Raw genomic sequence first — 17,013 nt, forward strand, 5'->3', positions numbered from 1 at the left:
TCTTTTGCTCTTAACGTAGCACTTCTTTATTCACGATCGTCTTTGGTCTGTCTCCAGATAACACTGCATTAACATTTGTGCAGCAAAGCTTGATCATCGCTGTTCTGGTTTCCGTACTCGCGCTGCCAATATGGGGCAATGCAACCACGTTTGGCAGCTTCAGCAGCTGATGATCTGCAGAAATGGGTTCCTTCACGAAAACATCGAGACCGGCTGCTGCAATCTCACCATCAACAAGCGCTTCATACAATGCCTGCTCGTCCACAACCGGGCCGCGCCCTACATTAATAAAAATGGCGCTTTTTTTCATTTTAGTAAAAACATCTGCTGTAAATAAATTTCTTGTTTCCGCAGTCAGCGGTGCCAGGGATACAACATAATCCGCCTTGGAGACAAGTTCTTCAAATGAACTGTACTCTGCACCGAATTCCATTTCAGCATCCATTTTTCTGGAGCGGTTATGGTACAGAATATCCATACCAAACCCTTTTGCCCTGCGAGCTACAGCCTCGCCGATTTTTCCCATGCCGACAATCCCGATTGTCTTTGAGTAGATATCATGTCCTGCAAGCAGATAGGGACTCCAGCTCTCCCACTTCCCAGCCTTCACATACTCGGCAGCTTCCACAACTCGTCTTGCAGTGGCCATCAGTAAAGCAAAAGTCAGGTCCGCAGTTGTTTCTGTTAAAACATCCGGTGTATTGCTGACATGGATTCCGCGCTTTGTTGCTGTCTCCAGATCGATATTATCATAGCCTACTGCCAGATTGGCGACAATTTTAAGGTTATCCCCAGCTGTTAGCAGTTCTGCGTCCACTTTATCAGAAAGCATCGTAATCAAGGCGCTGGCCTTTTTTGCTTCCTCTAATAAAACTTCTCTAGGTACAGGGATATCTTCATGATCCCACATTTTCACGTCAAAATGAGCGGTCATTTCAGCAATCGTTTCTTCCGGAAGTTTTCTGGTGATATACACATATGGTTTCATGAACAGTCTCCTTCATGTAAGCGTTTAATATAATAGAATAATTTTATTCTACCACATATCGCTCCCATTTCAGGTAATAAATTTCGATTACCGTAATAACCAATCAACGCCAGGCAGTTTAGCTGCTTTGATAGGTGCCTCGCAAAGCTGATAAAAATTGCTTAAAAACTTTTCATGATCGCTGCTTTGTTTTAAATACTTTGCCATTTGATCTTCTAGCTGGTTTCTCGTCTGTTCTGATTGCGTGATATAATAATTTTCAACTGTTTCAAAATAATGAAGCGGAAACAGCAATCGCGCGTAAAGAAGCCTCCAGGAAAAAGGGGATAATACTGTCATGCTTTGATAGTCAGACAGAAAGTTTTTAATATGAGGCTGGCTGGTCTGGATATTCGTAAAATAACTTTCTCTTACCCATTCAGCTAAATCCCGGCTTGCATGGTCAAATACCCAGTCAAATGGGTTTTTAACAAAATAAGTTCCCCTCCAGACTGTATTGGTAAAACGCTCATGACAGACTGTACCATGATCAATCTTAGTCGGCTTATCATCAATTTCGGTATCAGTAAGATATTGAATCGCATTTTCGGCCAAACCCATGTAATAAGGATATGATTCGAGAAACATCCGTTCAAAATCGCTTTCCGGTTCACTGTATAGCTTGCCGCTCCATACTTGTTCCATTTGGTCCAGCCTTTTTTCCCAAAGCTGTTTCCACTGTCCAACCCTGTTGAGGCTTTCGACTTTGAAAGGAATCTGCCTGCCCCTGAAATGAAACTTTGCTAACTTCCTGCCAGTTTTCATTCCATCAGGGATAGGGGACGCACGGTTTTGAAGGACACAATATTTACTTCCCTGCCAATCACAGATTTGCCTGCCTTCCTTGTCAGCCAGCAGCTTTGAAACATTGCGGTCTCCAAAACTTTGCATATGATCCGCTATTTTCGCAAGCTCGCTTATTTCTTGCTCCTTTAATCCATTTGCATTCATAATTAAATAAAGACCCTCATTTTGCTTATATCCATGATATCTTCCAAGAGATACTTCTGAATCCGCAGAAATCCCATATACTTCTTTTAACATCCTTTGAAGCATTTTTGCCACCTCATTTCAAGACCACTCTCTAACAAATATATGTCAGTCATTTAAAAACTTGTGTGAACAATGAAATGAATAAGTGGTATCATTCTGGAAATGATTTAAAGGAGCGAATACCTATCACCAAAAGGATTACACAGAATAATTTAGGATAAATAGGTTATTAGAGGCTGCAATCAAAACAAGAAAGGTGATGCAGATGTTAGAAAAAAAACGCGCAATCCATATGACAGAGGAAACAGCACGAAAATGGCTTCATGAACGCGGTGTTGAAATACAGGATATTGCTGAGCTGGTATTTTACCTTCAGGAAAAATATCACCCTGATCTGCAAATGGATGACTGTATTGCAAACGTAGAACGGGTTCTTGCAAAGCGGGAGGTTCAGAATGCCATCCTTACTGGAATTCAGCTCGATATTCTTGCTGAGGAAAAGAAGCTTGGAGAACCGCTTCAATCGATTATCGAAACAGATGAAAGTCTTTACGGAATAGATGAGATCCTCGCATTCTCAATTGTTAACATATACGGTTCCATTGGTTTTACAAACTATGGGTACATTGATAAGCAAAAACCAGGTATTTTAGAAAAGTTAAATGACAAAGCCTCCGGAAAATGTCATACATTCCTTGACGACATTGTCGGAGCTGTCGCGGCAGCCGCATCAAGCCGTCTGGCACATAGAGCAGCGAATATTGAGTAAGGAACTGTTCTAGGATTCTAGGAGCATATTGATGGCCTAAATCCCAGCGTCTCCGATGAGGGTGATTGAAACACGAACTAAAAAAGTGTTCTATTATAAGCTTGGGAAAATACACAAAGGGACTTGCAGCATTTTAGCCGCAAGTCCCTTTTTTTCATACTTCCCATTCATCCAATGAATCAACTGTATAGGTTGGCATTTCCTGATAACCTTTCAGGAGCTCTCTTGTTGTCACTCCTGTATGCACCAGGAGCGTATCCATGCCTGCTCTCATTCCTGCGAGGATATCCGTATCGTAGTAATCCCCCACCATCAGCGTTTCTTCTTTGTTGGTGCCCAGTACCTTCAAGGCCTGTTCCATGATGACAGACTCCGGTTTTCCGATGAAGATCGGCTTGGTTTGGGTTGAAACGGCAATAACCGATGTCAATGAACCATTCCCTGGCAGCAAGCCGCGCTCTGTCGGGATGGCGATATCCCCATTTGTGGAGATGAATGTTGCACCGTTCCGGACGGCTAGACAGCCAACCGCAAGCTTTTCGTATGTAATTCCACGGTCAATGCCTGAAACTACGAAATCAGCGTCTTCCCCTGCGAATTGCAGACCTTTTTCCTCAATCGCGGTTTGGATGCCCTCTTCACCGATCACATAAACGGTTGCATCTGGCTTTTGCTCATAAATATAGTTTGCAGTTGCCTGACTAGTTGTAAAAACCTGCTCCTCAGTCGTGGGGATATCAAAGCTCCTTAACTTTTCAGCAACCTGCGCCGGTGTGCGGGAGGAATTATTCGTTACGAATAAATAAGGAATCTCTGCCTCAATCAGCCTTTTTACAAAATCAGAAGCTGCTTCTATTCTCTCGGAACCCCTGTACATGGTTCCATCTAAATCGATCAAATAACCTTTATATTTTTTCATGGTGATCACTCCTAACATTATCGTACCCGAAATACTATTTTATAAAAGCATTCGCATAAGTGCAAAGAACGAAGCCTGTTATTAGAGAATACATATGTTTCAAGCCGGGCTTAAACAATGGAATCAACCAGTCGGTGTTCTCGTACGCTTCCTCATAACAAATCGTAGCATGATTTTCCTGCTGAGTTTTTCTCGTAAGTTCTCATAACAACTCATTGCGTGTTTTTCCTCTTTGAGTTGTTCTCGTAAGCTTTCCCATAACAACTCATTGAGCATTTTTCCCTCTTGAGTTGTTCTCGTAAGCTTTCCCATAACAACTCATTGAGCATTTTCCCCTCTTGAGTTGTTCTCGTAAGCTTTCCCATAACAACTCATTGAGCAATTCTCCTCTTCAGTTGTCCTCGCAGCCTTCTCCATATCTCCCTCTAACCATTGCTGTGCCATTCGGTCTTCATTCTTCTTAATCAAATGGAAAAAGAGACCGCAGTTTACGGTCTCCTTTATTCTGCTACTTTTTAAAAGCTGATACGGGGCCTAGTTCATTGATTAAGTATGCTCGTACTTTTTCTGAAAAAAGCTTCAATAGGGGCAGCTCTGCTGCAAAGGACGCTTTTAATGCGTCATGGTCAACTGCAGTGTATTGCTGCACCAGCATCTTCCTAAACAGAACGATCTTTTTCAAGCCTTCGCTCATTTCTGCAGTGACGACTTTTTCATCATCCAAAATATCAATGATGTCTTCATAGCTTCCTGGGTCACGCATGATGAAACCATCAATCATGGCATTTCCAACATCTAGCACGGCTTCGATCATTGTATGTCCCAAACGTTCAAGAGCAGCCTTCTCCATAGGTGTTTCCCATGAATCATGAGTTTCGAAAAAGTTTACTTGCGTTTCTAAAAATTGCAATGTTGTTTCGATTTGTTCTCTGTCAACAAAGTACATTTTTATCACCTCATACAGATGCTAGACGGTTTTGAGTAATCCAGGACGGGCATAAAAGTAACCTTGTGCCAATTCAACCTTATTCCTTGATAGAACAGAGGCCTCTTCTTCGCTCTCGATCCCTTCGGCTACGACAATGGAACCTGCTTCCTTGGCTACGAGCAGCAAACCTTTCAGCATTGACTCCTTAACGGAATTCTTATCGATGTTCTGAATGACAGAACGGTCGATTTTTATAACGTCCGGCATGATTTCACTGATGGTATTTAAGCTCGCGTAACCTGCTCCTGTATCATCGACTGCAATCTTGATCCCCATACCTCTTAATACCTTTATATTATAGATAAAATTTTCGATTCCCTCAATCGAGTCTCTCTCGGTAATTTCAAATGTGATTTGACTTGGCTTGATGTTTTTATACGATTGCATCATTGTCTTCATGTCACGGACAAACCGTGAATTACCAAGTGTGATCGGTGTAAAATTAATAAAAATATCATGCGTGCAGCCTGTCAAAGTAATTTGTTCCAGCGTTTTGCTGAGCACAATCATTTCCAGCTCATACAGCATATTTGTCTGTCTCGCTACTGAGAACAGCTGTAATGGACTTTCCAGGGCCGTTCCCTCGGGTCCGCGCGTCAGCATTTCCCATGCCCTGATTTCCTTTGAGGCAACATCGATGATCGGCTGTGCGAGAAGCTTTATTTTTCTTTGTGATATGATTTTGTTCATTTCATAAACCATTTCATTAAATTCAGATTGAATTCGTTTCTCTGCCATCGCAAACGCCTGCTGATGAGCCTTTAATACGGCTTCATGTATAGAACCAACCGATTTATCGATAAAAATATAGCCTGTATCAAAAACTGCCTGCACAGTAGGATACTCATGGAAAAGTCTGCTTTCTGCTTCCCTGAGAATCTTCTTCATTTTCGTATCGATTTCAGATATACAATGCCTGTTGTGATCGATCCTTATAAACAGACTTAAGCTGTCGCTATAGTAATCATGCAAGACGATCATGTCCTGCTTTTCAATTTCTTCTTCAATGACTGCTTTAAAGTGTCTTTTCAATGCCTTAAAATATTTCCAGCTTTCTTCACCAAGCTGGGCAGCAATCTCTCGCTGATTCTTGTTAGTATAGGCGATCACTGCTACTTCACAACCATCGCTCAATGCTTTTTTTACCCCTGAAACGACAGGGTTCCGCAATATGAACTGAGGAGGGTAATAGCATATTGTTGAATGCGGTAACATTATTTTTCCCCAACCAAGCAGGTTGTCTAAAATGCTAGTAATGCGGCGGGCCATAGGTTTCAATCCTCTCAGAAGATGCCTGGAACTTTTTCTTTATTGTACCATATTTCTAAAAAATAGAGCTTTTTTCCTATATAGTATTGCGAAATATTTTTGTTTTTTTCAGATAAATTCAGAAATTATCTGTTTTCTGGTAAGATGGTGAGTGAAGATGGATTCCTGCTCATGGGGAAAAATAAACAAATTACATATATGGACAGCTAATTAGGAGGATCACAATGACAGAAGAACGTTTTTTTCTATATGATGATACAGAAGAAACAAAGACGCGCTACGTAAGCTTTTTAGGTGAAAACCAGCGCTTTGACCTTGCCATTATCCAGACAAGCCGATATTACGGGAAAAGCATCGTCCTTGATATTCAGGGAAGCAAATTCGCGATCATTGGCCAGGATGATTTGGATGAAGAAGGATATTTAGAATATGCCTACAATCTATCCGAAGAAGATGCTGAAGAACTTCGCTCGTTCTTGCGCCAGCTAATATAGTTCTGGCACTAACTTCTTTGTTTGTTTTTCCCTCTCAATGAAATACTAACAAGACAACAAGCAAAGAGGGGTGAATTCATGAGCAATGAAGACCGTGAACTATACTCTGATTTTTCCAATGTAGAAAAACAAAGAAATTATATTACGGCTGAGGATTTGCCAGACGGACCTTATGGGTCGCCAATCGGGAAGGATGAGCCTGTAAAAGGCAAAAGTACGCCATGGAGAGAGGGCCAGCGTTCCTACAGTAATTTTAACTATGAATTCAAATCACTTCATCAAGGCATGCCGCGCAAGGAAGCTGGTGCACACCCAACCCATGACGATCCAAATGAAAGTGAACAGCCGCCATACAGTTAATAACTGAGAAACTTCAGTTTCAGATCGCCACTTAACTTTTTTCAAGTAAGAAGAGGACCCGATAAACATCAGGTCCTCTTCTTATTGGCTTACGTTCTGTTTGGCAACTTTTTTCGCAACGAAATAGGCGCACCCAAAGTTGCAATACTCATACAGATACTCACTGACAGTGCTGATTTTCGTATCAAATGTTGACTTTTGATTCTGGTCGTCGAAAAATCCCCTGAGCCTTAATTGGCCATATCCCCAGTCGCCAACAATATAGTCGTACTTTGTCAAGATATCGCTGTATCTTGCGCGAAAGGCTTCCTCATTGAAACCGTCACGTGCTTCGTCAACAATTTCATAACACAGATTATTGATGCAAATCATTGGTACACCTCTTTTTCATTGCTGATTTTCCGTCATTAATTTTTGATCCCAAAGTCTCTTATTTAAATTATAACTGATTCCCCATCAATTACTAAGCAAAAAAAATAAAATCAGAGCCATTCTAATCAATAGGAGGTGTTTTAAATTGAAAAAGGCAATTATTGCTCTCGGAATTTGCGGTGCAACTGCATTGACTGGATGCGCCAATAACAACGCATCCCCTGACGATCGGGATGGCAAAACGGGCATTTACCGGCAGAGCGGCCATACGCTTAATGTAAACGACCAGCGCCCTGATTTATATAATGAAGATGGACGTAAAGGGTTAAAAGATACAAGTGAAGATTTTGGCTATGTACGCCATCAAAAAACAGGCGTTATGGGAACAGACAATAACATGGATGTTTACCAGGCAATCGACCGGGAAAAAATGGCTGATATGATTGGACGTTACAGCACGATGGTCCAGAATGTTGATGATGTCTCAACATTGGTTACAGATGAAGAAGTTCTGATTGTCTATCAAACAGATTCTAAGGACCGTTTTGAAACTGCCGACCAGGTGAAGAGGATGGCAATGTCTGTTGTTCCTCGCTGGTTCCATGTTTACGTATCGGATGATCCAACCCTTCGCAAAGATGTAGAGAACTTTGCATCCCTTGACACAGACAGCCGCAATGTAGAAACGATGATCGACGGTGTCATTAAACAAATGCTCAAATCTCCTCAAGGAAGGCCTATGAGCACAGGTGAAAATGCCAACGGTGAAGCTGAAGGCGAAATGAATGAAAAAATGGATAAAGACGACATTTCTACACAGACGAAAAAAGAGAAATAATATGGAAAAAGAGTTCAGCATCAGGCTGAACTCTTTATTTTTACCATATTTAGAAATATTATGCCTGTTGTGCCTCTTGCTCAGCAAGCTCCTGTTTATGTTTCGCTGCGGAATTAACCTGCTCATCAGCATGATAGGAAGAACGAACCAATGGACCTGCTTCACAATGGCTGAAGCCTTTTTGCAAGGCAATCTCTTTGAGTTCGGCAAATTCATCCGGATGGTAGTACTTTACAACCTCAAGATGTTTCTTAGATGGCTGCAGATATTGTCCAAGAGTAAGGATGTCCACGTTGTTTGCGCGTAAATCATCCATCGCTTCAATCAGCTCTTCCTTTGTTTCGCCAAGTCCAACCATGATGCTGGATTTTGTCGGGATGTCTGGCTGAAGCTCTTTTGCCCGGCGCAAGAACTCAAGTGAACGTTCATATTTAGCACGCGCACGGATTCTTGGAGTCAGACGTTCAACTGTTTCAATATTATGATTAAGGATATCCGGTCTAGCATCCATTAATGTCTTAAGGTTCTCGAGGACACCGCCCATATCGGAAGGCAATACTTCAATGGAAGTGAAAGGATTCTTTCTGCGAATGGCTCTTACTGTTTCAGCAAAGACAGCCGCTCCTCCATCCTTCAGATCATCTCTCGCTACAGCTGTAACAACGACATGCTTCAGGTTCATAAGTACGACTGAATCAGCTACTCTTTCTGGTTCCTGCCAGTCGAGTTCAGTTGGAAGGCCTGTTTTAACCGCACAGAAACGGCATGCACGCGTACATACATCACCGAGGATCATGAAAGTGGCAGTCCTTCTTACTGCCCAGCATTCATGGATATTTGGGCATTTCGCTTCTTCACAAACAGTATGTAAGCTTTTCTCCCGCATCATCTTTTTCAAGCCAGTATAATTTTCGTTCGTATTCAACTTTATTTTCAGCCATTCAGGCTTTCTCTGTACCTCTTTTTTGCTCATAATTTCACTCCATTCCTGCTGCACTACATCAAGAACACCATGAAAAAATCAAGGCCGATTTACAGCTTCTGATGTCACTTTAACATAATGAAAAACACACGACAAGTACGTTAGCTTTGCGATTACCATTATTTGATATTTATGAAAAATCCCCATCATCACAAACTATAACAAGAAAAGCGTAAGTGTGCTGGCCAGTCCATGAAAAAGGGATCAACAGGACCATCATGTAAAACAAACTAGCCACTGAAGCTGGACACTAATGGAGCAAAATCTGAAGGGAGGATTACGGTGAAATTCCTTTATGCAGTTATCGTTCTTTTTTTATTATGCCCTGCCCTCTCTGTTGAGAATGTATCAGCAGCCGAGCAGGATGAGGATGTTTATAAAAAAAGAATGGAATTATATACCCGTGTAGAAGCTGTTACCCATATCCCCTGGTACTATATTGCCGCAGTAGACCAGTATGAGCGAAATGTCCGCCAGGCACGAAAGGATTTGCCAAAGGCGGAGGGAATTGCCGGTGTTTATTTTAAACCTGAAGAATGGGCAGGATTGCTGAATCCCAACTTACAAGATAACAATCCAGTCTCCATTCAATTTTTCAATGGAATCGGTTTTGACGGCAATGGTGACGGCAAAGCAAGCATCAGTGACGACGAAGATGTACTGCAGGCATTTGCTCAATACCTCCTTCATTACGGGACGGATCAGGAAAACATTAAAATTGGTCTTTGGAATTACTATAAGCGTGATAAAACAGTGGGAATCATCATCGGAAAAGCTATGGTTTACAGACATTTTGGCAGACTTAATCTAGATACCCATTCGTTCCCGCTGCCTTTAAGGAGCAACCATAGCTATAACAACACCTGGGGCGATGCCCGCGGATGGGGGGGCAGAAGGATTCATGAAGGCACCGATATTTTTGCAGGCTATGGTGTCCCTGTTCGCGCGACAGGGTATGGAATCGTCGAGATGAAGGGCTGGAACAAATATGGCGGCTGGCGGGTCGGTATTCGTGACATCAACAACACCTACCATTATTTTGCCCATTTAAGCGGATTTACGAAGGATCTGAAGGTCGGCCAAATCGTTGAACCTGGAACGGTCATCGGCGGTGTAGGAAGCTCTGGATACGGACCTCCTGGAACGTCCGGGAAATTCCCTCCCCACCTGCACTATGGAATGTATAAGGATAACGGCTATACGGAATGGTCCTTTGATCCATACCCTCATTTGAAAATGTGGGCAAGACAGGAACGGGCAAGAATTAAGAAAAAATAAAAGGGCTGCCAATGGCAGCCCTCTTTAACCTAATTTGATTCTTTCCCTTTTTTTACAGCCACAGCTACACTTGCTGCTAGGCCGCCCCAAATAATTACCATACCAATAAGCATCATTGCAATAGCGCTGCCTGACATTATTGAGAAACCCCCTTAGAGGAAACTGAAATATCTTTATCCCACTTAATTGCCGCAAAGACGAATCCTAAGACGATTGCCCCGATGGCTACTCCCCATCCTGTGTATAGAAGGAAGCCAGTTGGATATCCTCCATAGTTTTCCTTGATGTTCGTAATGATGTTTTGAACCATCATGTAGCCTAATACGATAGGAGTGATCACACCCAGGCAAATTCTCCACCATGTACCTACCATTACATCTGAAATTTCGTTTGTATGCTTTTGAAGGTTCTTCAATTCTTTCATTACCCACGCAACAGCGACAACCTCTACAAGTCCTGCCAAAGCAACTCCGAATTGATTGATGAAATAGTCTGCTGAATCAAGGAAGTATAAACCGCCTTTAGTTGCGATCAGGATTGAGAATAAAGAAGATAATCCTCCGCCCACTAGAACGGCCTTTGTTCTGCTGACTTTGAACTTTTCCTGTACACCAGCAACAAAAGTTTCCACGATCGAAATTAATGATGTCAATCCTGCTAGAACTAGACATGTAAAGAACAAGAAGCCAAATAGTCCATTAAATGCTGGGAACTCACTGATAATCTGCGGGAAGACAACAAATGCCAATCCTACACCGCCAGCTACAACTTCGCTTACAGGCACTCCTGCCTGCTGAGCCATGAATCCTAATGCTGCGAATACACCAATACCAGCTAAAAGCTCAAAGCCAGAGTTTGCAAAACCAGTGATAAATGCACTGTTTGTTAAATCTGTTTTCTTAGGAAGATAGCTTGAATAAGTAATCATAATAGCAAAACCGATTGATAAGCTGAAGAAAATCTGACCATAAGCAGCAACCCATACCTTAGGGTCAGCAATCGTATCCCAATTCGGCTTGAAGAAAGCATCAAGTCCCTGAGCAGCACCATCAAGAGTCAAGGCTCTGACAACGATGACCATGAAAAGAACTACAAGTGTTGGGATCATGATTTTGTTTGCCACTTCAATCCCTTTTTTAATCCCTTTCAAAAGAACAAAGAATGTAATTCCCCACACAAGAACCATAGGCCAAAATACTCCTGGGACAATCCCGCCTACATCCCCTGCTTTGTCAGCCAGCTTCAGGTAGCTGCCGAAAAGGAAACCCTCAGAATCTTTTCCCCATTTCTCTCCGAATGAGAAGAATGCATATGAACCTGACCATGCAATGATAGCGGCATAATAAGTTGAGATGACAAAAGAAACAGCAACCTGCCACCAGCCAAGCCATTCCCATTTCTTATTCATACGTGCGAAAGACAATGGTGAAGATCCTCTATACTTATGCCCGATTGTAAATTCAAGAATCAGCAACGGAATGCCTGCTGTCAGCAAAGCGAATAAATAAGGAATAAAGAAGGCTCCTCCTCCATTCTCATACGCTACTGCGGGAAAGCGCCAAATATTTCCCAACCCTACTGCAGAACCAATTGCTGCAAGAATAAATCCCGACCTGGTTCCCCACTGTGGACGATTTTCCATTATAAATCCCCCTCCCTTTCTAATTCCATGGAAAATGAATTAGAAAGTTTTATATTTTCTGATTATTTAGTCTAAAAATAGTATAGCTAGTTTTTAATTGCTTGTCAAAATATTATTTTGATAATAATAAATTTTTAGCAAATAATATTTTCCCAACTACGTGAAATACACATTAAGGTATGGACCTTTTTCCATTTATTGAAAAAAGCTGTCTGATCATCAGACAGCTTAAAAGTTATTCTGCAAGATTTTCTTTTAATGTTTTTTCTTCCTGCGGTTTGCTTCCAAAGATGAATGCGAAGGCAGCCAGCAGGATTACCACCACTGCAAGTGCAGCAATAGTGCTGCCAGTGAATCCAATGACAAGGAATCCAACAGCCGAGATTGCCGCCGTAATCAGCGCATATGGCAGCTGAGTCATGACATGGTCCATATGATTTGATCCAGCACCCGTAGATGAGAGAATCGTTGTATCGGAAATCGGTGAACAGTGGTCCCCAAATACTGCTCCAGCTAATACTGCCGCCAATGCAGGCAGAAGCATGCTAATATCAGATGCCGCTGCAATGTCCCCAGCGATTGGAAGCAGGATTCCAAATGACCCCCAAGAGGTTCCTGTTGAGAATGCCATGATTCCAGCGACTAAGAACAGAAGGAAAGGCAGGAAAGAAACATTCATATTTGAGCTTTCCACAATTCCAGAAAGATATTTTCCTGTTTCAAGTCTTCCGATTAAATCAACAATTACCCAGGCAAAAAGTAAAATATAGATCGCTGGAAGCATTGATTTGATACCCTCTAGCAATCCTTTACCAAATACATTTGCATTCACGCCTTTTAACATTACAGCTTGTCTTACAAAAAGAATCAAGGCGACAGCAAGTCCGAGCAAGCCACCTGTAACAAGAGATTTTGTTACATCTGTATTTTCAAGAATTTTAAAGATTGTCGCTTTGCCTTCAACTGCGCTTAAGCCTGTCCACATCATTGTACCGATTGTCCCAACAACAAGTGCCGCAATGGGCCATACTAGATCCCCAACTGTTCCAGTGGTACTGGTAGGAAGGTCATCTTTTAATTCACCTGGTACCGGTTTACTTTGATTAACTACAATCCCCTCATCAAAAGCACGTTGCTCATGGACCTTCATTGGCCCAATTTCAACATTGCGAAGCGCCACAATAAAGACCATAATAAGTGCAGCTAAAGCGTAAAAATTCATTGGAACGATCTGCATGAATGCCGAAAATGCACTGTATTCCTTAACACCGTGAGCAGCAAGTATTGTGCCAATCAAAGCAATGATATAGGCGCCCCAGCTGGATATAGGTGAAATGACACACATAGGAGCAGATGTCGAATCGATAATGTACGCAAGCTTTGCCCGTGATACCTTTTGGCGGTCAGTAATTGGACGAGTGATTTGTCCTACAGCCAGTGCATTGAAGTAATCATCGATAAAAATAATAATACCTAGAAATGCACCCACAAGCTGTGCGCCAACTCTTGTTTTAACACGCTTCATCGCCCATTCGCCAAATGCACGGCTTCCACCGGAAATAGAAATGAATGCAGTAATAATACCTAATAGCAAAAGGAACAGGATGATATATAAACTGTAAGTGTTCAGCTCTCCATCAGCGATGAAAATCCCTTTTATGGCATCTCCGATGATCGATAATGTTTCGCCAATTTTGAATTCAGCAAGCAGTAACGCTGCAGCCACTATGCCTGTCCCTAATGACAACAGCACCCGTCTTGTGATGACTACCATTAAAATTGCCAACAATGGCGGCAATAATGAATATATTGTGTTCTCCATTTTTTCTCCTCCTTGTTTTTGACAGGGGGAAACTGTTTCCATGAAAAGAGCTACAAGTCCATAAATACAAGGCTCTGTTAAAGCTGAATGTTGATTTTTAATACCCTGTTGATTGTAGTGGAAGGCGCGTAGACTCCTGCGGGCGCAGCTGGTCAGATGAGACCCCGCAGGAGCGAAGCGACGAGGAGGCTCAGCGCCAGCCCCGCGGAAAGCGAAGCGCCTGGAACGGAAATCAACAGCCTTGTTTAACAGAGCCAAATACAAAAAAGAGCAACGATAGAGAAAATCCTATCGTTACTCTTTAAAGCAACTAGTTTCTCCATCACGATCTGTAGCTCCCCATTATGAGATATCCCCATAATGACAGTGATACTCTTGTTCAAAGTACCCCCAGCAAAATAAATGTGACTCATTTAGATTGCTTCGGCAAAACTCCCTTTTAGCTGTGGTCAACGTTGTCATCCTCACACAGCCTACTAATTAATTTTGCTCCTCTACCCCACCGGAATGATAAGGTTATTATTCAATTGATTTCATAGTATAACAATATCGTTATCGTGACAACCATTTTTATTCGCCAGGTAATTCAATTGAAGGTGAAGAATCACCGCCGCCATTATAGAATTGAGGAACTTTTCCAGGATAGTAAAAGCTTCCAATTGGAATATCTTCCTGAACAGTCGCTATTTTCGTTGCAAACGGGATAATTATTTGGACATTTACTTTAACCCTAACAGAAACATTCACGAGTGAGTTATTGATTCCATGTTCTTCTGTTTCCCACACAATATCCGACGTTACATCACCAATAGCATTGAATTTCACTGGTATCATTGGCCCCATATTCCCTAAAAGCGCATTATTGGTGGCTTGCCCTAAAGGCACATAATAAATGATTCCTTCTTTCTTTTCCTCTTCATCCGTGACAATTTCAATATCCGAGAGCATTTCAAGCGATGCGAGATTCCCTCGTTCGGCTTCCTTCAAATTCATTTGCACAAGGTTAGTCGTTTCTGCTTTTACACGATTAATGATCTCAGTATTGAATTTCACTACTGTAGAAGACCCTCCATCTACCGGCACAAACTCTATCACCTTATCAATATCCATACCATTGGCGATTTTCTTATTGATCGCCTTATTAATTACAAGCGTGGCGATTTTTCTTGTTTGAGATTCGGCATAGCTCATCAGCGTAGGCTCGATCCCCTTATCTATAATCCACAGTCCCGCTGCTGTTGAAAAGGAAAAAAAGACGAATGTCAGCAGGAACACATACCTGAAAGGCAAAGGTCCTTTCCGAGGCAGCCGCCGGCCGAATTTTGGCAAAACAAATCCCCCCTCTAAAGCTATATGTATGCTTTAAAGGGGGGAACTAGCCTTAAAATCTAATAATTGTTGGCATACTCATACTTTAGGATTGTGTCACAGCTTACAATCATCAACGATAAATTCGTCTTCAAATTGATTTCGTAAGGCGCGACCCGCAAGCCGTTTTCCTCCAGGATCCTGACAACCGGCCGTTCGCTCAGCCCTGGATTCTGGGCAGCGACTACCCCTTTCCGTCCATCACTTAAAAGAACTGTCAAGCCAATAGGATAGATAGCTACAGCTCTGCGGAAAGCATCGACCACCTTCGGGTCAAAAAGGGTGCCTGAACCCGAATAAAGGATTTCCAGACCTTCATGCGGCAGCATAGCGGGCCTGTACACTCGGTTTGACGTGACAGCATCAAAGACATCCGCCACCCCAAGAATCCGTCCAAACAGGTGAATCTCATCGCCTTTTAAGCCGCGAGGATAACCTGAACCATTCATGCGCTCGTGATGCTGGAAGGCACAATGAGCAACAATTAATGGAACAGTTGGGATATTCCGCAGCAGCTGGAATCCATCCTCGGCATGTGCCTTGATAATCTGGAATTCTTCCCCTGTCAGCCGTCCAGGTTTTGTCAGCACTTCTTCAGGCACCTTCATTTTTCCTACATCATGCAAAATAGCTCCAAGTCCAAGCTGCTCCAGTTCCTTTGGAGTTAGTTTCATTTCAATTCCGATTGCCAGGGCATATAGCGTTACATTTAGCGAGTGCGAAAATATATAGTGATCGTGCATGAAAACATCTGAAAGCATATTGAGCAGTTCCCTGCTGCTTTGAAGTTCATCTAGCAAAATACTAATCAATTTTTTGAACTTTTTTGCCGATTTTTCAAGCACAAAGGAATGCGAAATCGTTGTATCATTTTGAATTTGCTTAAACGACTCTCCAATCGATTTGATGGCATTCACACGCAATTCATCAGAAATCGAATTTGAAAGGAGAAGATCGTCAGTATCAGGATCCTTTATATATAGAAAATCAATACCAAATTCCATTAACCGGTTAAGGATTTTCCTCTCAAGCCGCGCTCCCACGTTTAAAAGAATCTGCCCCTGGTCATTATAAATGGCTTTTCCAAGTAAAGCTCCTTCATTCACTGAAGTGGTGGCTACCAGTCTCATGTCAATTCCCACTTTATCGGTTTGTTTTTGGCTTTTTCGAAATAGGTGCTTTGCCACGAGGTTTACGAAAAAGACCTTAGCGTTCAGCAAGAAAATATTACATAATACGACAATTATTTCTTACATTTTAACACATCTATTTATCGATTGGTTATGGTATTATGAATATTTTTACATTGGGAAAATAATCGGAAGAATGGGATCTCCTTCAATTCAAAGCAAAAAGACAGCCTAATCAGGCTGTCTTTCATTCATAAGCAGCAAAGCTTCCTTGCCGACCATGCCCTTTATTGCCCCCGTGTTCTCAGCTTCGAATGTAACTGACTCTAATGGTGCTTCAAGCAACTCTTCAATTGTTTTAACACCAACGGCTCTGCCGGCAATGACTTTCCTGCTCTTAAGCTTTTCATTCAGAAGCGCGACATCAAGAGCGCCGCACATAATATAGCCGTGATCTCCTGTAACTACAAGCAGATTGGTTTTAGGCAATCTGACGGTTATGCATAAAAAAGTTCTGCCTTCTATTTCAATCGGTGACATTTCGATCATGAACACACTCTCCTTCCATCCATCCAATAACACTCTATGAAGGGAAGGGAAAAAGCGTGATATTTTGATTAAAGATTGATGTTCACATAAGGGATTTTCGTAAAATTTGTTGTTATTTATGCGATTCACTTTCTGAAATTACTTGTTAAAGTGCAATGATTCACCATTGGACCAACTGGGAGGGCGAAGTACCGTCATCCAGTAGTTCCAATA

General features: G+C 42.1%; 18 protein-coding genes and 1 riboswitch. Of the genes, 5 read left to right on the top strand and 13 right to left on the bottom strand.

What is annotated here, in order from left to right; all coding sequences use genetic code 11:
• Nucleotides 1-10: 10 nt before the first annotated feature.
• Together AABM38_RS20710 and yutH are read right to left on the bottom strand one after the other, a co-directional pair.
• On the bottom strand, nucleotides 11-988 hold the full coding sequence (locus AABM38_RS20710) for a 2-hydroxyacid dehydrogenase (protein WP_423408065.1): 978 nt from the start codon (nucleotides 986-988) through the stop codon (nucleotides 11-13).
• Nucleotides 989-1,075: 87 nt separating this feature from the next.
• Nucleotides 1,076-2,083, bottom strand: coding sequence for a spore coat putative kinase YutH (gene yutH, locus AABM38_RS20715; RefSeq protein WP_423408066.1), 1,008 nt, complete (start codon nucleotides 2,081-2,083; stop codon nucleotides 1,076-1,078).
• A 202-nt stretch (nucleotides 2,084-2,285) separates the two neighbouring features.
• Here yutH and AABM38_RS20720 point away from each other — a divergent pair, with 202 nt between their 5' ends.
• Complete coding sequence (locus AABM38_RS20720; RefSeq protein ID WP_423408067.1) at nucleotides 2,286-2,789, top strand: phosphatidylglycerophosphatase A; 504 nt, start codon at nucleotides 2,286-2,288, stop codon at nucleotides 2,787-2,789.
• A 154-nt stretch (nucleotides 2,790-2,943) separates the two neighbouring features.
• Here AABM38_RS20720 and AABM38_RS20725 read toward each other — a convergent pair whose 3' ends face one another.
• The 3 genes from AABM38_RS20725 to AABM38_RS20735 form a co-directional block, all read right to left on the bottom strand.
• Entirely contained in the window at nucleotides 2,944-3,708 is a 765-nt protein-coding gene (locus AABM38_RS20725) for a TIGR01457 family HAD-type hydrolase (protein ID WP_423408068.1), read from the bottom strand.
• Nucleotides 3,709-4,216: 508 nt separating this feature from the next.
• Complete coding sequence (locus tag AABM38_RS20730; RefSeq protein WP_423408069.1) at nucleotides 4,217-4,654, bottom strand: DUF86 domain-containing protein; 438 nt, start codon at nucleotides 4,652-4,654, stop codon at nucleotides 4,217-4,219.
• Between the two features lie 21 nt (nucleotides 4,655-4,675).
• Nucleotides 4,676-5,830, bottom strand: coding sequence for an EAL domain-containing protein (locus AABM38_RS20735; protein WP_423408070.1), 1,155 nt, complete (start codon nucleotides 5,828-5,830; stop codon nucleotides 4,676-4,678).
• Between the two features lie 359 nt (nucleotides 5,831-6,189).
• On the opposite strand from AABM38_RS20735, the gene AABM38_RS20740 reads away from it, so the two are divergent.
• Both AABM38_RS20740 and AABM38_RS20745 read left to right on the top strand, forming a co-directional pair.
• Entirely contained in the window at nucleotides 6,190-6,459 is a 270-nt protein-coding gene (locus AABM38_RS20740) for a DUF3055 domain-containing protein (protein ID WP_335374877.1), read from the top strand.
• Between the two features lie 78 nt (nucleotides 6,460-6,537).
• Nucleotides 6,538-6,819: a cytosolic protein gene (locus AABM38_RS20745; protein WP_423408071.1), complete on the top strand. Its 282-nt coding sequence runs from the start codon at nucleotides 6,538-6,540 to the stop codon at nucleotides 6,817-6,819.
• 81 nt (nucleotides 6,820-6,900) lie between these two features.
• Here AABM38_RS20745 and AABM38_RS20750 read toward each other — a convergent pair whose 3' ends face one another.
• Entirely contained in the window at nucleotides 6,901-7,191 is a 291-nt protein-coding gene (locus tag AABM38_RS20750; RefSeq protein WP_335374875.1) for a YutD family protein, read from the bottom strand.
• A gap of 145 nt (nucleotides 7,192-7,336) precedes the next feature.
• Between AABM38_RS20750 and AABM38_RS20755 the strand changes: the two genes are divergently transcribed.
• Nucleotides 7,337-8,029, top strand: a complete 693-nt coding sequence (locus AABM38_RS20755; RefSeq protein WP_423408072.1) for a YhcN/YlaJ family sporulation lipoprotein — start codon at nucleotides 7,337-7,339, stop codon at nucleotides 8,027-8,029.
• Nucleotides 8,030-8,087: 58 nt separating this feature from the next.
• Here the strand turns inward: AABM38_RS20755 and lipA are convergent, their stop codons facing one another.
• On the bottom strand, nucleotides 8,088-9,002 hold the full coding sequence (gene lipA / locus AABM38_RS20760; RefSeq protein WP_335374873.1) for a lipoyl synthase: 915 nt from the start codon (nucleotides 9,000-9,002) through the stop codon (nucleotides 8,088-8,090).
• Nucleotides 9,003-9,293: 291 nt separating this feature from the next.
• Between lipA and AABM38_RS20765 the strand changes: the two genes are divergently transcribed.
• The gene (locus AABM38_RS20765) at nucleotides 9,294-10,289 is read left to right on the top strand and encodes a M23 family metallopeptidase (protein WP_423408073.1); all 996 of its coding nucleotides are present in this window, start codon (nucleotides 9,294-9,296) and stop codon (nucleotides 10,287-10,289) included.
• Between the two features lie 29 nt (nucleotides 10,290-10,318).
• On the opposite strand, the gene AABM38_RS20770 is transcribed toward AABM38_RS20765, so the two are convergent.
• The 6 genes from AABM38_RS20770 to AABM38_RS20795 all read right to left on the bottom strand — a co-directional run bounded on the left by AABM38_RS20770 (nucleotide 10,319) and on the right by AABM38_RS20795 (nucleotide 16,800).
• Nucleotides 10,319-10,426 carry a methionine/alanine import family NSS transporter small subunit gene (locus tag AABM38_RS20770; RefSeq protein WP_423408074.1) on the bottom strand — a complete coding sequence of 36 codons (108 nt, stop codon included), beginning with the start codon at nucleotides 10,424-10,426 and terminating at the stop codon, nucleotides 10,319-10,321.
• Complete coding sequence (locus AABM38_RS20775; RefSeq protein WP_423408075.1) at nucleotides 10,426-11,931, bottom strand: sodium-dependent transporter; 1,506 nt, start codon at nucleotides 11,929-11,931, stop codon at nucleotides 10,426-10,428. The genes AABM38_RS20770 and AABM38_RS20775 overlap by 1 nt, the downstream gene beginning before the upstream one ends.
• 235 nt (nucleotides 11,932-12,166) lie before the next feature.
• Nucleotides 12,167-13,753: a Na+/H+ antiporter NhaC family protein gene (locus tag AABM38_RS20780; protein WP_423408076.1), complete on the bottom strand. Its 1,587-nt coding sequence runs from the start codon at nucleotides 13,751-13,753 to the stop codon at nucleotides 12,167-12,169.
• A gap of 324 nt (nucleotides 13,754-14,077) precedes the next feature.
• A riboswitch (Lysine riboswitch) is annotated at nucleotides 14,078-14,258 on the bottom strand.
• A 65-nt stretch (nucleotides 14,259-14,323) separates the two neighbouring features.
• The gene (gene yunB / locus AABM38_RS20785) at nucleotides 14,324-15,082 is read right to left on the bottom strand and encodes a sporulation protein YunB (protein ID WP_423408077.1); all 759 of its coding nucleotides are present in this window, start codon (nucleotides 15,080-15,082) and stop codon (nucleotides 14,324-14,326) included.
• Nucleotides 15,083-15,141: 59 nt separating this feature from the next.
• Nucleotides 15,142-16,251: an HD-GYP domain-containing protein gene (locus tag AABM38_RS20790; RefSeq protein WP_423408078.1), complete on the bottom strand. Its 1,110-nt coding sequence runs from the start codon at nucleotides 16,249-16,251 to the stop codon at nucleotides 15,142-15,144.
• 231 nt (nucleotides 16,252-16,482) lie between these two features.
• On the bottom strand, nucleotides 16,483-16,800 hold the full coding sequence (locus tag AABM38_RS20795) for a YunC family protein (RefSeq protein WP_423408079.1): 318 nt from the start codon (nucleotides 16,798-16,800) through the stop codon (nucleotides 16,483-16,485).
• Nucleotides 16,801-17,013 lie beyond the last annotated feature (213 nt).

The sequence above is a fragment of the Heyndrickxia sp. MSNUG genome, assembly GCF_049532715.1.
Lineage (GTDB): Bacteria > Bacillota > Bacilli > Bacillales > Cytobacillaceae > Mesobacillus.

What these genes read in the sequence shown, in the direction of transcription:
- AABM38_RS20710 (WP_423408065.1), bottom strand. Translation starts at nt 988, where the DNA reads ATGAAACCATATGTGTATATCACCAGAAAACTTCCGGAAGAAACGATT.
- yutH (WP_423408066.1), bottom strand. Translation starts at nt 2,083, where the DNA reads ATGCTTCAAAGGATGTTAAAAGAAGTATATGGGATTTCTGCGGATTCA.
- AABM38_RS20720 (WP_423408067.1), top strand. Translation starts at nt 2,286, where the DNA reads ATGTTAGAAAAAAAACGCGCAATCCATATGACAGAGGAAACAGCACGA.
- AABM38_RS20725 (WP_423408068.1), bottom strand. Translation starts at nt 3,708, where the DNA reads ATGAAAAAATATAAAGGTTATTTGATCGATTTAGATGGAACCATGTAC.
- AABM38_RS20730 (WP_423408069.1), bottom strand. Translation starts at nt 4,654, where the DNA reads ATGTACTTTGTTGACAGAGAACAAATCGAAACAACATTGCAATTTTTA.
- AABM38_RS20740 (WP_335374877.1), top strand. Translation starts at nt 6,190, where the DNA reads ATGACAGAAGAACGTTTTTTTCTATATGATGATACAGAAGAAACAAAG.
- AABM38_RS20745 (WP_423408071.1), top strand. Translation starts at nt 6,538, where the DNA reads ATGAGCAATGAAGACCGTGAACTATACTCTGATTTTTCCAATGTAGAA.
- AABM38_RS20750 (WP_335374875.1), bottom strand. Translation starts at nt 7,191, where the DNA reads ATGATTTGCATCAATAATCTGTGTTATGAAATTGTTGACGAAGCACGT.
- lipA (WP_335374873.1), bottom strand. Translation starts at nt 9,002, where the DNA reads ATGAGCAAAAAAGAGGTACAGAGAAAGCCTGAATGGCTGAAAATAAAG.
- AABM38_RS20770 (WP_423408074.1), bottom strand. Translation starts at nt 10,426, where the DNA reads ATGTCAGGCAGCGCTATTGCAATGATGCTTATTGGTATGGTAATTATT.
- AABM38_RS20775 (WP_423408075.1), bottom strand. Translation starts at nt 11,931, where the DNA reads ATGGAAAATCGTCCACAGTGGGGAACCAGGTCGGGATTTATTCTTGCA.
- AABM38_RS20780 (WP_423408076.1), bottom strand. Translation starts at nt 13,753, where the DNA reads ATGGAGAACACAATATATTCATTATTGCCGCCATTGTTGGCAATTTTA.
- AABM38_RS20790 (WP_423408078.1), bottom strand. Translation starts at nt 16,251, where the DNA reads ATGAGACTGGTAGCCACCACTTCAGTGAATGAAGGAGCTTTACTTGGA.
- AABM38_RS20795 (WP_423408079.1), bottom strand. Translation starts at nt 16,800, where the DNA reads ATGATCGAAATGTCACCGATTGAAATAGAAGGCAGAACTTTTTTATGC.